At 41.3% G+C, this 13793-nt stretch carries 13 protein-coding genes; 9 read left to right on the forward strand and 4 right to left on the reverse strand.

What is annotated here, in order from left to right; genetic code table 11:
- Positions 1-33 precede the first annotated feature (33 nt).
- Complete coding sequence (locus tag CXF88_RS17410) at positions 34-933, reverse strand: TIGR01777 family oxidoreductase (protein ID WP_101087904.1); 900 nt, start codon at positions 931-933, stop codon at positions 34-36.
- A gap of 84 nt (positions 934-1017) precedes the next feature.
- On the reverse strand, positions 1018-1383 hold the full coding sequence (gene folX / locus CXF88_RS17415; protein WP_101087907.1) for a dihydroneopterin triphosphate 2'-epimerase: 366 nt from the start codon (positions 1381-1383) through the stop codon (positions 1018-1020).
- Between the two features lie 158 nt (positions 1384-1541).
- Here folX and CXF88_RS17420 point away from each other — a divergent pair, with 158 nt between their 5' ends.
- The 7 genes from CXF88_RS17420 (at position 1542) to CXF88_RS17450 (ending at position 8128) form a co-directional block, all read left to right on the forward strand.
- On the forward strand, positions 1542-2756 hold the full coding sequence (locus CXF88_RS17420) for an AI-2E family transporter (RefSeq protein ID WP_101087909.1): 1215 nt from the start codon (positions 1542-1544) through the stop codon (positions 2754-2756).
- A 40-nt stretch (positions 2757-2796) separates the two neighbouring features.
- The gene (locus CXF88_RS17425) at positions 2797-3705 is read left to right on the forward strand and encodes a class I SAM-dependent methyltransferase (protein ID WP_101087912.1); all 909 of its coding nucleotides are present in this window, start codon (positions 2797-2799) and stop codon (positions 3703-3705) included.
- 391 nt (positions 3706-4096) lie between these two features.
- On the forward strand, positions 4097-4255 hold the full coding sequence (locus tag CXF88_RS17430) for a periplasmic nitrate reductase, NapE protein (protein ID WP_011638006.1): 159 nt from the start codon (positions 4097-4099) through the stop codon (positions 4253-4255).
- A gap of 33 nt (positions 4256-4288) precedes the next feature.
- Complete coding sequence (locus tag CXF88_RS17435) at positions 4289-4546, forward strand: chaperone NapD (protein ID WP_011638005.1); 258 nt, start codon at positions 4289-4291, stop codon at positions 4544-4546.
- A gap of 2 nt (positions 4547-4548) precedes the next feature.
- On the forward strand, positions 4549-7038 hold the full coding sequence (gene napA, locus CXF88_RS17440) for a nitrate reductase catalytic subunit NapA (RefSeq protein WP_101088208.1): 2490 nt from the start codon (positions 4549-4551) through the stop codon (positions 7036-7038).
- Between the two features lie 11 nt (positions 7039-7049).
- Positions 7050-7520: a nitrate reductase cytochrome c-type subunit gene (locus tag CXF88_RS17445; protein WP_101087915.1), complete on the forward strand. Its 471-nt coding sequence runs from the start codon at positions 7050-7052 to the stop codon at positions 7518-7520.
- A 20-nt stretch (positions 7521-7540) separates the two neighbouring features.
- On the forward strand, positions 7541-8128 hold the full coding sequence (locus tag CXF88_RS17450; RefSeq protein ID WP_197708467.1) for a cytochrome c3 family protein: 588 nt from the start codon (positions 7541-7543) through the stop codon (positions 8126-8128).
- 80 nt (positions 8129-8208) lie between these two features.
- Here the strand turns inward: CXF88_RS17450 and CXF88_RS17455 are convergent, their stop codons facing one another.
- Positions 8209-9219 (reverse strand): D-alanine--D-alanine ligase, encoded by a 1011-nt coding sequence (locus CXF88_RS17455; RefSeq protein ID WP_101087920.1) that lies wholly within the window; start codon positions 9217-9219, stop codon positions 8209-8211.
- Positions 9220-9754: 535 nt separating this feature from the next.
- Complete coding sequence (locus tag CXF88_RS17460; RefSeq protein ID WP_101087924.1) at positions 9755-11860, reverse strand: TonB-dependent siderophore receptor; 2106 nt, start codon at positions 11858-11860, stop codon at positions 9755-9757.
- A gap of 260 nt (positions 11861-12120) precedes the next feature.
- On the opposite strand from CXF88_RS17460, the gene CXF88_RS17465 reads away from it, so the two are divergent.
- Entirely contained in the window at positions 12121-13293 is a 1173-nt protein-coding gene (locus tag CXF88_RS17465) for a PepSY-associated TM helix domain-containing protein (RefSeq protein WP_101087926.1), read from the forward strand.
- Positions 13293-13769: a hypothetical protein gene (locus CXF88_RS17470; RefSeq protein WP_101087930.1), complete on the forward strand. Its 477-nt coding sequence runs from the start codon at positions 13293-13295 to the stop codon at positions 13767-13769. Before CXF88_RS17465 ends, CXF88_RS17470 begins: the two co-directional genes overlap by 1 nt.
- Positions 13770-13793: the final 24 nt, after the last annotated feature.

Below are 13793 nucleotides of genomic sequence, written 5' to 3' on the forward strand. Positions count from 1 at the left end.
CGGTGGTTTAGTGCTCTGAGTTAGCTCGCTGAGTTAGCTCTTAGAATTAATAATGTGTTGTAATGCACTGTTGATATCAGTGTATTGAAACTCAAAGCCAGCCGCTAAAGTCCTTGTGGGTAGTACAAATTGGCCGGTAGTGAGCAACTCTGACATTTCACCCATTGCCAGTCTTAGCGCTAATGGTGGCGTGGTTATTTTGGCCGGACGATTTAACGCACTGCCTAATGCTTTAGCAAATGTTGCATTGCTAACAGGCTGAGGTGCAGTAGCATTGTAAATACCTTGTAAGTTGGTGTTGTTCAGCAAATAGTTAATCAGTCCAATTAAATCATCAACATGGATCCAACTCATACCTTGCTCGCCACTGCCTATTGGGCCGCCTAAACCAAGTTTGAATGGAGGTAGCATTTTTGCTAATGCGCCGCCATTCTTCCCGAGCACAATACCTATTCGAGTAATACACACTCGGGTCTGTTGTGACTGGGCTTGAAGTGCGAGGTCTTCCCATTTCTGGCATATATCATGGCTAAATTCAGTATGAAATCCACTTGTCTCATCGACTGGACTCTGGTCTTGTCGACCATAGTAACCCACCGCTGAGGCGCTAATAAACGTATGTGGCGGCGTAGTACTTTTACTAATAAGCTGAGTTAATTCCGTGGTGATGTCCCAACGGCTGTCGCATATTAGTTTTTTTTGTTTGTTGCTCCAACGTTTACTGACTATCGGTTCGCCTGCAAGGTTAATTACGGCATCTATGTCGTTAAGGTGTGGTTTATCAGTAAGGGTTTGCCAGTATTGATGGTGACTGCCAAGATTATTTTTTGCGTTATTAATATTTCGCGTCAATATGATCAGTTGGTGTTCGCTAAGCGATTTAACTAAGCGTTTGCCAACAAACCCCGTTGCACCAGTGATTAATATTCTCATCTAAACTCCCTTCTACTCAGTAGAACAATATACGATGGTAACCTTAAGAAATGATCACAAATTCTGCACGCAACATACTTGTTATTACGGCTTTTGATAGCATAATTCCATCGACACAGAGTCTGCAAAGCGAAGTGCATGGGGTTTATCAATTTCGACACTGGCAAATTCAACCCAATCATGTTCACTGGCAATGGCGAGAGTTTGATTGGTTAGGTTTTCGAGTAATGAAAAACGATTATTTTCAATCAAAGCAATGATATTTTTAGTAATGGTGCGATAATTCAACGCATCAGTGACATTGTTGCTGTTTCGCGCTTTGTCGGCACAATAATGGATCACCACATTGACGATGACATCTTGTTGGTTATTGATTTCATCTTCTTTAATGCCGATATAGGTGCGTAAACGTAAGTTTTTAATGCGTATAATAGCGGTTTCTGGTTTCATATTGAGTGAGTGGATCCCTAAAAGTTGTTGTAAGCCAATATTGTCATCAACTTATATGTGAATCGACAAAAATATTTAACTTAGTTTGCAATATGTTACTGAGTTTAGCTTAGCATACAGAATCATTTTAATAAGCAATAATAAGGATTTTTAGTTCTATGAAAGGATTACAACAATCGCCTATGGCTGTCCGTAGTTTTGTGGTGATGGCCTGTGTGGTGATCATTCTAGCGGGAATCAAAACGGCCAGCCCAATTGTGGTGCCTTTTGTATTATCTGCATTTTTAGCGGTAATTTGCAATCCAGCCATTGTATTGATGACGCGCTATCGTATTCCTAAATGGTTATCGATCATCTTATTGATGGGATTTATTGTGTTAATGGGCTTGTGGCTGGCCAGTTTAGTGGGTAGTTCGGTAACTGAGTTTTCCAAAGAAATGCCCAAGTATCGGGAGCAATTGATTGAACAATTTGCGTGGATCCTTGAAAAACTGCAAGATTTTAATATCCAGATTTCTCAACAAAAAGTACTCGATTATTTTGACCCCGGCATGGCGTTATCCATGACCACCAATATGTTGTCTGGTGTTGGCAATGTGATGGCTAATTTATTCCTGATTATTTTGACTATCGTATTTATGTTATTTGAGGCGCAATCAATGCCTAGAAAGTTTCATTTAGCCCTCGATGCTCCAGATAAGCGTTTACAGCAAATCGATAAATTCTTGCAGTCGGTTAATCAATATATGGTGATTAAAACCCTTGTCAGTTTAGCGACAGCAGTGGTTGTTGGTATCGGTTTGACAATCATTGGCGTTGACTATGCTTTGTTATGGGCAGTCATCGCTTTTCTGTTTAATTATATTCCTAATATTGGTTCTATTATTGCCGCTATTCCGGCTGTGTTATTGGCTTTTATCCAAATGGGCCCAGGGGCTGCAGGTATTACCGGTTTATTGTATGTGGGTACCAATATGGTGATGGGTAATATGGTTGAACCGCGTTTTATGGGCCGAGGTTTAGGCTTGTCTACCTTAGTGGTTTTTTTATCATTGATTTTTTGGGGTTGGCTGCTTGGCTCTGTCGGCATGTTGCTGTCGGTACCCTTAACCATGATTGTTAAAATTGGTCTTGAATCGAGCGACTCGGGCAATTGGCTGGCAATTTTATTGTCGGATGATAATGATGACTCACCCAATGAATCTGCCAATAATGTTAAAGCAGATGCCGAAATTGCAGCTGAAGATTGCCACAGAGACGACGATGACGAACAGGTTAATAATGACGTTAATAGTGGAGTCAGTAGCGACGTAGATAATGATCATAGCGTGGGCAGTGACACTAAAGCTAAGTCATCAACCACAAATGCATAACCCTATTGATTGTATTTAGTTTATTGAGTTAAGAGAGTGTATGAAAGGTTTTTTACAAATAGTTCCAAATTTGACGTTCGGTGATGATGTTTGCCGTTTATTTCATGGCCGCGGCGGCTTATTCGCTGGCGATGAACACCTGTGTTTAGATTGGTATAAACCAGTATTATTGCTCACCAGTTTTAAGATGCTTGAAACCGAGCAACTCAATGAATTAGTGATTGCAGTAAAGGTACTTTGGCAGCAACAACGACCAACTGAAACACTTAATTTGGTTTACCAATACCGTCAAGGTGGCCAAACATTCAGTGAGTTATTGCATGGTGAAGTACCAGAACAGCATATTGTGATCGAAAATGGTGCGCGCTTTTTAGTCCATTTATTACGCGGACAAAACCACGGTTTATTTTTAGATATGGCCAACGGCCGAGCATGGGTGAAACAACACGCAAAACATAAAAAGGTACTTAATTTATTTGCTTATACTTGCGGCTTTTCGGTAGTGGCTTTGCAAGGCGGCGCAGATGAAGTGGTCAACATGGACATGAGTAAAGGTGCGTTAAGCATTGGTAAGCAAAACCATGTATTAAATGACTTACCCGCAGGAGCGCGTTATTTAGGCCACGATATTTTTAAATCATGGGGTAAATTAACCAAGCTTGGACCGTATGATTTGATTGTGGCCGATCCACCGAGTAATCAACGTGGCAGTTTTGTGGCCACTAAAGATTATGAGCGCTTATTGAAACGTCTGCCTGACTTACTTGCACCACAAGGTGAAGTGTTGCTGTGCTTAAATGCCCCAGAGCTTGGTTGTGATTTTTTGATGCAACAAGTGGCTAATACTGCGCCACAATTAACTTATGTTGAGCGAATTGCTAATCCGTCCGTTTTTGCCGATATAGATGAACAGAAATCATTAAAAGTATTACGTTACTGCATGAGCTAATTTATTAACGCGTTACAAATAAACCGACAGTCATGTGACTGTCGGTTTTTTTATGCCTGTAAAAAATGCCAAGACATACCTCACGATTAACCCCTTAATGACATCTTCGCCGCGCAAGTTGTTTTTAGTGGCTTATACTTAATGCTAACCAAGGAAATACCTGTTCAAATAATCGTTAAATAATCCTTCTTTTAATCGGTATTTATGACCGATAACCCTGATCTAGCTAATGATTTATTAAAATTGATGATCTAGATCATATTAACCTTGTTTTACCAATTTGTGAGTATATAGATTGTTACTGCATTAACGATAAAATTCACCGAGTCGTAATAAAGAAGCAATAAAGCGATGATGATTTATTGTTTTTATCCCCACTCTTGGAGGGTCCATGAGTAATGAAACCGAAAGCAAAAAGGGTTTAGAGCTAAAGATTTTTATTTTTTTGACCGTCTTTCTAGCCCCAATTTTATCTGTATTACTGGTTAGCGCACTAGGTTTTACTATCTGGTTTAGCCAAATTTTAACTGGGCCTCCAGGCGCGGGCTAATCCTAAAAATAATAAACAATGTGAGAACGATGTATGAGCAATGAACTTCACGTAACCAGCCTAATTGTCCAAGTACACCCTGAGCAAATGGCTGAAGTAAGACAAAAAATTATGGCCATCAAAAATGCTGAGTTGTCAGCTAATAATGACGTTAAGTTAGTTGTTGTCGTTGAAGGTCCGAGCCAACGATCGTTGATGGATGATATATCAACTATTAATGCCATTCCGGGTGTGTTGACTGCCACCATGGTGTATCACCAAAGTGAAGAGCTTGAAGAGGGTGAAGTATGAAAATGAATAGACGCGATTTTATGAAGGCCAATGCCGCTATCGCAGCGGCAAGTGTTGCAGGATTAGCACTACCTACAAGTGCAAGCAACCTGATCACTAGCTCAGAACAAACCAAATTAGAATGGAACAAAGCACCTTGTCGTTTTTGCGGAACAGGTTGTTCAGTGATGGTAGCCACCCGTGACGGTAAAGTTGTTGCGACTCATGGTGATGCCAACAGCGAAGTTAACCGTGGCTTAAACTGTATTAAAGGCTATTTCCTTTCTAAAATTATGTACGGTCGTGATCGTCTGCAAACGCCAATGTTGCGTATGACTGATGGCAAATATGACAAGCATGGCGAATTCACTCCTATTACATGGGAAAAAGCGTTCGACACTATGGCCGAGCGTTGGAAAGCGACCATTAAAGCCAAAGGTCCAACAGCCGTCGGTATGTTTGGTTCTGGTCAGTGGACCGTATGGGAAGGTTATGCAGCGGTTAAGTTAATGAAAGCTGGCTTTGGTTCAAATAATATCGATCCAAACGCTCGTCATTGTATGGCATCTGCGGTAGGTGGCTTTATGCGTACCTTCGGCATTGATGAGCCAATGGGTTGTTATGACGATATGGAAGCGGCTGACGCGTTTGTGCTTTGGGGCTCAAACATGGCAGAAATGCACCCTATTTTATGGACTCGTGTAACCGATCGCCGTTTAAGCGCGCCACACGTTAAAGTCGCCGTGTTGTCTACCTTTGAACATCGTTCATTCGACCTTGCTGATTTGCCCATTGTATTCACGCCACAAACCGATTTAGCAATGCTTAACTTTATTGCCAATTACATTATCCAAAATGGCAAAGTGAATAAAGATTTCATCAAAAAGCATGTTAATTTCCGCAAGGGAACCACAGACATTGGCTATGGTTTACGTCCAACGCATCCATTAGAAATGAAAGCCAAAAACGTTGCCACTGCAGGTGACTCTACCCCGATTGATTTTGACGAATTTGCTAAATTTGTGGCTGACTATGATGTTGAATCTGTCAGTAAGTTGTCTGGTGTACCAGAACATAAGCTTATTGAGTTGGCAGAGCTTTATGCAGATCCAGATCGTAAAGTGACTTCATTCTGGACCATGGGCTTTAACCAACATACTCGTGGTGTGTGGTGTAATAATCTGATTTATAACATTCACTTGTTAGTCGGTAAAATCTCTACTCCAGGTAACAGCCCATTCTCATTAACGGGTCAACCGTCTGCTTGTGGTACAGCACGTGAAGTGGGTACATTCTCACATCGTTTACCTGCGGACATGGTAGTGACTAACCCTGAACACAGAAAGCGCGCCGAAGAGATTTGGCATATTCCGAGTGGTATTATTCCACCAAAACCTGGTTACCATGCAGTAGAGCAAAACCGTCGCTTAAAAGATGGCGATTTAAATTGTTACTGGGTACAAGTGAACAACAATATCCAAGCAGGCGCCAATATTAACGAAGAAGGTTTACCGGGCTACCGTAATCCTGAAAACTTCATCGTAGTGTCTGATGCATATCCAACTGTTACCACCCAAGCAGCCGATTTAATTTTACCAACAGCAATGTGGGTCGAAAAAGAAGGTGCCTACGGTAATGCTGAACGTCGTACTCAATTTTGGCATCAAATGGTTAAAGCACCAGGAGAGTCACAGTCTGATTTATGGCAGTTAATGGAATTCTCTAAGCGTTTCACTACTGACGAAGTTTGGCCTGCAGAAGTGTTAGCTGCTAACCCTTCGTTTAAAGGTAAAACCTTATATGAAGTGCTTTATCTCAATGGCAATGTTGATAAATTTCCATTGGCAGATGCTGATCAAAAATACTTAAATGATGAAGCTAAGCATTTTGGTTTTTACGTTCAAAAAGGTTTATTTGAAGAATATGCCACCTTTGGACGTGGTCATGGTCATGATTTAGCTGACTTTGATGTATACCACAAAGAGCACGGTTTACGTTGGCCGGTGGTTAATGGCAAAGAAACCAAATGGCGTTTCCGTGAAGGGTCAGACCCATACGTTAAAGCGGGTACAGAATTTGAGTTTTACGGTAAGCCAGATGGCCGTGCAGTTATTTTCGCATTGCCTTACGAGCCTGCTGCAGAGTCACCAGATGAAGAGTTCGATATTTGGCTATCAACGGGTCGTGTGCTTGAACATTGGCATTCTGGTTCAATGACACAACGTGTACCTGAACTTTATAAAGCCTTCCCTGATGCAGTGTGTTTTATGCATCCTGAAGATGCTAAAAAGCGCGGTTTACGTCGTGGTGATGAAATTAGAATTGTTTCTCGTCGTGGTGAAATTAAAACCCGTGTTGAAACACGAGGACGTAATAAGCCGCCTGTTGGCTTAGTGTTTGTGCCTTGGTTTGATGCCAGCCAGCTCATTAATAAAGTGACGTTAGATGCGACAGATCCTTTGTCAAAACAAACTGACTATAAAAAATGTGCTGTAAAGATTGTTAAGGCTTAAGGAGACAGACCATGAAAACAGGTAAATTATTATCGATTATCGCGTTATTAGGTTTCTCTGTAAGTGTAATGGCTACCAGCATACCTGAAGACAAAATCGACACATTACGTTTAGCGCCAATTAATGTAGAACCGACACCGCCTGCGATGCAAGCTGTGATCAATACCGATGTTAAGCAGGTACGTAATTACCCAATGCAGCCACCGGTGATCCCGCACAAGATTGATGGTTATCAAATCGATCTTAAAGTGAACAAGTGTATTCAATGTCATGCCCGTACTAGTACTGGTCATTCACAGGCTCCAATGGTGAGCGTGACTCACTATATGGACCGTGATAATAATTTTTTGGCTGATTTATCACCACGTCGTTATTTTTGTACTCAGTGCCATGCACCGCAGTTAGATGCCAAGTTATTAGTTGAAAATGACTTTGTCGATATTGATCACTTAATGAAGGCGAAAGCCCCAGTTAAGCACTAGGAGTCACTATGATTGCAAAATTGTTTGAGCAACTAAAAATAGTGTGGAAAGTGCTGTGTCGTCCGAGTGTCCATTACAGTCTTGGCTTCTTAACCATTGGTGGATTTATCGCTGGGGTGATTTTCTGGGGCGGATTTAACACCGCCTTGGAACTGACTAACCGCGAGCAATTCTGTATTGGTTGCCATGAAATGGAAAACAATGTTTATCAGGAACTGCAAACGACTATTCACTTCACTAACCGAAGTGGTGTGCGTGCAACCTGTCCTGATTGTCATGTGCCACATAACTGGACCGATAAAATTGCTCGTAAAATGCAAGCTTCTAAGGAAGTGTGGGGCAAAATATTCGGTACTATTAGCACGCGAGAAAAGTTTGAAGGTAAACGTCGCGAGCTGGCGGAACATGAATGGGAACGCCTCAAAGCTAACGATTCGTTAGAGTGCCGTAACTGTCATAACTTCGACTATATGGATTTCACTCGTCAGTCTAAGCGTGCATCACAAATGCATTCAACATCACTGGCTAGCGGCGAAAAAACCTGTATCGATTGTCATAAAGGTATTGCACACCAATTACCTGATATGGCGGGTGTAGAAGGGTTCTAAACCGGTTAATATTGTAAGTGTATAGAAAAGGCCAGCAAATTTGCTGGCCTTTTGTTTTATGCATTTCGAACTAAAGTTGTTTACGTTAAATCAACCTGTTGTCCAATCACATCAATTAAATATTCAGTGAAATCATGGCCATGGTTTTGCAACATTTTCGGAAACATTGAAATAGGCGTTAACCCTGGGAAGGTATTGATTTCATTCAAGAGGATTTGATTATCATCAGTTAAAAAGAAATCAATGCGCGACAAGTGACGTAATTTCATCCCTTTAAAGGCTTTTATTGCGTAATCCCGGATCAGCTGACTGATCTCAGGGCTGAGGTTATCAGCAACAACGTCGGTACGGGCCTTACTATTTTTAGCGTACTTTTCATCAAATGAATAAAAGGTATTGCTGTCGCAAATAATTTCGCCCGGTAAGGTAGCTACCACTTCCCCTTGGTATTGGTATACGGCGACTTCTAATTCACGCGCATGGATGGTTTGCTCAACAACCACATATGGAGCATAACTAAACGCATCTTTAAGTACGTTAGCGATATTGGCTTTAACATCGACTTTATAGCATCCCACAGACGATCCTTGTGATGCCGCTTTTACAAAAACAGATCCCCAATGATCAAATGCCGTTTCAGTTTGCTTGATTGCATCATCATCTAGTTGGTGCAAAAAGATGTAAGGCGTGTTTGGTACGCCTAAAGCTGAAAACCACATTTTAGCGGTGATTTTATTAAAGCAATTGCTTGAGGCTTCAGATTCACAACCAAAGTAGGGCAGTTGGATTAAGTTAAAGTACGATTGAATATCACCGGTTTCACCCGGAAATCCATGAATACACGGGATCACATAATCAACTGACCATGCTGGCGTATTGTTATCTTCAAAACGAATTTCACGGCGATTAGTCAGGTCGCATAATTTACCGTCTTCAGTGTGATAATGACCGTGTTTATCGAGTACTAACTTAAGTACCGAAAATTTATCTGACTTTGCCAGTGATGACTCAAAAAAACGTGCAGACATTAACGAAATATCGTGTTCTGCACCGCCACCGCCGCACAATAACAGCAGATTAATCTTTGGCATGGTTGCTCCTGAAAGACCCAAAAAATGGGCTAGATTTGAATTAGATTAGCCCTAAAAAAGTAATGCTTATGATAAAGACCCACAGCCATACAGTGCAAGTAAGAGTTAATAATATTTCAGCTATTTATGTCTATTTCCGACGTTAATGCGATTAAATAACCTCAACGAGATAATAAACAGCTATCACATCTCCATTACCTCACGAAGCGATTGTATTAATTGGCAATGTCATAAGCGTTAGTGGCATCCGTCTTGGTTAGTCACATCCGTTCTAAGTGGCAATAATATGCTGGGTGGCGTCATACACTGTCGTTTTGTTGTCGACAATCTCAGCGTTATCTTTTCTGCATCAGCCGTAAAAAAGAAAAACCTCTTTTTATTTTCATAAAAAAGAGGTTTTTAATCAATCAATATAATGTCTGCTATCGTGGTCAACTACATTGATTATATTGATGTACTAACAAACGTATGACAGTAGAATACTTAAGCTTATTGCTTCAATCTTAGTCTCTGTGGTGTAATATTTTAATCTTACCTAGAAGCGATAAGTTAAGTTCACCGAACCATTCACAGGCGCGCCGTAATAACCGATAGTGGCCAAGCTGTTAATGTATTTTTCATCGGTGAGGTTATTAATGTTAGCTCTCAGATTTAGGTCTTCAGAAATATTCCAACTTGCGAAAGCGTTAACGACTAAATAGGCATCTTGTTCTACATTAGAATCAACATTTTTGGTTTCAGATTGCCATCTGCCGCCCAATCCAACGCTTACTTCTGGCAATTGTGGCAAGGTATAATCCATCGAAAAGTTAACAACGTTTCGGGCTGCCCATTCATTTGCCTCAGCGCCATCTTCATCTTCTACATCTAGCAGCGTATAAGCTAATACGGCATTGAGATTGTCTGTTATGTGTCCAGTGACTTCGACTTCAAAGCCTTTCGATTCGACATTGGCACCTTTATAATAGTAATTTCCGTTGGCATTAAGGCCGGCGTAGCTAGCGAGGTTATTTTGCTCAGCACTAAATAGTGCAAAGGTAGCCATTAAATCATTATCAAGCCATAGGGTTTTAAGCCCAAGTTCGTAATTGACGCCTTTAGTGGGGTCTAAAAAATACCCATCGTAATCATACTGCTCTTGCGGTTGGTAAATGTCTGAATAACTGAAGTAAGTGTTGATATCCTCTGTGATGCTGTAAACCACACCAGCATAAGGGCTAAACTCGCTTTCGTCGTTGTCGATATCAACGCCGCTATTAATACCTTCGCGGGTATATTTAATCGCATTAAAGCCTGCAACTACGAATAGGCTGTCATTAATATTGAACTTAGTCGAACCATAGGCGCGAAGTAAGCTTACATCAATGTCAGAGTACTCCACTTTATCGCCCCATTCAGGCTCAGGGATCGCATTGAGATCGTAAGGGAAAGCAGGCGTGGGACCATATGCTGGAGTCGCTGCAAAATCAAATGGGTGTTGGTACATGTATTTTTTACTTTGAGAACCGCTTAACCCTAAGGTCAGTTCGTGATCTTGACCAAATAATCCATAATGACCAATAGTGGTGATGTCCAAAATATCGGCTGAAAACTCAGTGTCGTAGCGACCAGGCCAACCATTTAATCCTAAGCCTGTGTCCTTATCAATGGTTCCAGAAGCATAAAATAACTTACTTTCATCTTCTAATCCTTGATGATTATAGGCAACTTTAAGGTCCCAGTCGTTAGGCATTATGTAAGTATACTCAACAAATGCGGTTGTATTGATGGTGTCCCACATAGTCCACTCTTGTGTGGTGCTAGCGCTGGTATCCCATTCAGCTTGGGTGCCGTCAGTATAGTTAAATACTAATCCGCCCCAGGTATTACCGTCTGTGTTGGCATCCTGGTATGAAAACCCTAATGTTAGCGTTGAGTTATCTGTTAATTGGCCATCAACGACAGCGTAAATATAACCACGATCGTTTTCTAGGCCATCTAAGTATGATCCTTTGTCTTCTACTACCGCAACAACTCTACCAGCCCAACTACCGCTTTCTGTTAACAGGGCAGAGTAATCAGCTTGTACGCGCTTAAAGTCATCTGAGCCATATGAGATGCCTACTTCACCTTCATTTTCGTTAGTCGGGCGTTTACGCACATAATTAATGGTACCAGCAGAATTACCTATTCCGGTTAGTAGCCCGTTAGCTCCACGAATAACTTCAATTTTTTCATAACCATAAGCTTCCATTGCACCAGTGACGATCCCCCAGTCATTGGGCAAACCGACGCCATCAATTTGGGTACTTTTAATTTCAAAGCCGCGAGAAGTATATTGTGTGCGGTTTGTTTCCCATTCTTCAACATTAATACCCGTCGCAAGACGAAGTACGTCGTTAAGATTATTGGCCCCAAAATTAGTTATCTGCTCGTTGGTAACCACACTGATTGACTGCGGTGTCTCATCAATCTCCATAGTTAACCCAGTCGCGCCTTGGCTAACGCGTTTATAACGAACACCCAAGATTTGAATTTTTTCTATGTTTTGATCATTGTTGTCAGCATTTTGTTGTTGTTCTGCTGCAAGGGCAATGGGCTGTACTAGAAAGCCCATTGCCAAAACTAATGATGAAAGTGCAAAGGTATGTTTAGGTTTCATGTTGTGCCTTATCTGTGTCTTTTTCTAATGATGAATATTATTAACGGCGAACCATAGCGCTTATCAGACGCTAAGATTATTGCTAATGATTATCATTAGCAACCACGACCGAGGCTAGATTGATTGAAATGTGAGCATTAACGCAAAATTTACAATTGATAATAATTATCACTCAATAGTTGTTGAGATTGGTTATCAATCGTATTAGCATGTGTGGAAAATTAATATCTATAAAGACAGCGGACAAATTTGGACATCAGATGGCAAAACGTAGTAATCGATTTTGGTTTAAGCTTCATGGCTGGTTTTCATTACCCGTATGGATAATTTTTTGTTTTGTGTGCCTAACGGGGACAATTTCAGTGATAAGCCATGAATTAACCTGGCTCACTAATCCTGACGCTCGTGCAAGTAACCCACAAGATCTGGCTGAAAAGCCGATGTCGGAACTTGTTAAAATTGTGCAACAAGCGCACCCAACAGCAAACATCACCACAGTGATGAGCTTTGAGTCTTATCTGGTTAATGCGGTTATTTTTAACGATAGCGATGCGCCTTTTGCCATTGCTTATGTCAATCAATACACCGGCCAAATACAAGCAATTAATCTTGGCATGACCTTCACTAATTTTATGCGCTCCTTACACGGTTGGTTACTGTTTCCATGGCATGTTAATTACAGTGTCGGCTATTACATTGTCTGTTTTATGGCCATCGTTATGTTGGGGGCGTTGATATCTGGACTGGTGATTTATAAAAAGTTTTGGCGTTCATTTATCCAGCCTAAATTACGTATCAATCAAGGTAAAAAAACGTTGCTTGCAGATCTACATCGATTGGCAGGTGTGTGGTCAATGTGGTTTTTAATGCTGATGAGCATTACCGGTTTATGGTATTTAACCCAAGCGATTTTGTGGCACAACCACATAGATTTGGAGCCACATGCACCTTTAATTGAGGCAAGCCAAGTGCCTACATCAGCAAATGATGCTCCTATTAGACCGTATACATTATCTAATGCGCTGCAAGTGGCCGAGCAAAAATTCCCAGGCTTTAAAAGTACCTACATTATGCTTCCTGAGCACCAACGAGATACTTACAAGGTGTATGGCCAGGGAGATCATATTTTCTATGACCAGTACGCTTATGGCGTGACAGTGAATCCATGGAGCGGCACCATTGAAAGTGAAAGATCGCCAGCGGCAATGACCACCTTACAAACGCTTTCGCATATTGCTGATCCACTGCATTACGGCACAATAGGCGGGCTGTGGACAAAAGTGATTTGGTTTATCTTCGGCATTTTTCTAACGGGGATGTCTATCACAGGATTTTTAATGTGGGGAAGTCGAACCGTAAAAGCCGCCAGAACCGACCTAGATGCTCCGTTGGCAACACACAACCCACAACTTGTCGAGCAGGAAGGTAACTAATGGCCCGCATTAAAAACACCATATGGAATCGTTACAAGTATAAAATAAATGGCTTAATGCTAGTGCTAGTTTGTTATTTTCTATATCAGTCTTTATTCCCGCAATTCCCTGATGCATGGGAAACTCAAGCGGTCGGAGCTTTTGAAATAACACCTATGCCGTATAATCTTGATCCGCCATATCTTCACGATGGTACCTACACTAAAGATTTTTTATTATTGTTTAGTCAGGGGCAGGTAAACAAGATCCGTCAAGCATATTTAAATATTGGCACAGAGCCCTTACCATTAGAAACACTGCAAATGGGCGATGCAGGTATCTTGCATGGCAGTCAGCATGGACAAGAAGTTCATGCTATTGCGCCAGAAGTATTAACCGCAGAACACAAGGCGTGGTTAACCATTGAAAATTGGCAGGGGCAACAGCAAGTCATTAGCTGGAAGTTACCTGATGCATTTTATCAGTCATCAAACTAAACGATTGTAGTCTTTGGGGCAGCT

Origin of the sequence: Shewanella sp. ALD9 (genome assembly GCF_002836315.1) — a bacterium.
In the GTDB taxonomy this organism is placed as follows: domain Bacteria; phylum Pseudomonadota; class Gammaproteobacteria; order Enterobacterales; family Shewanellaceae; genus Shewanella.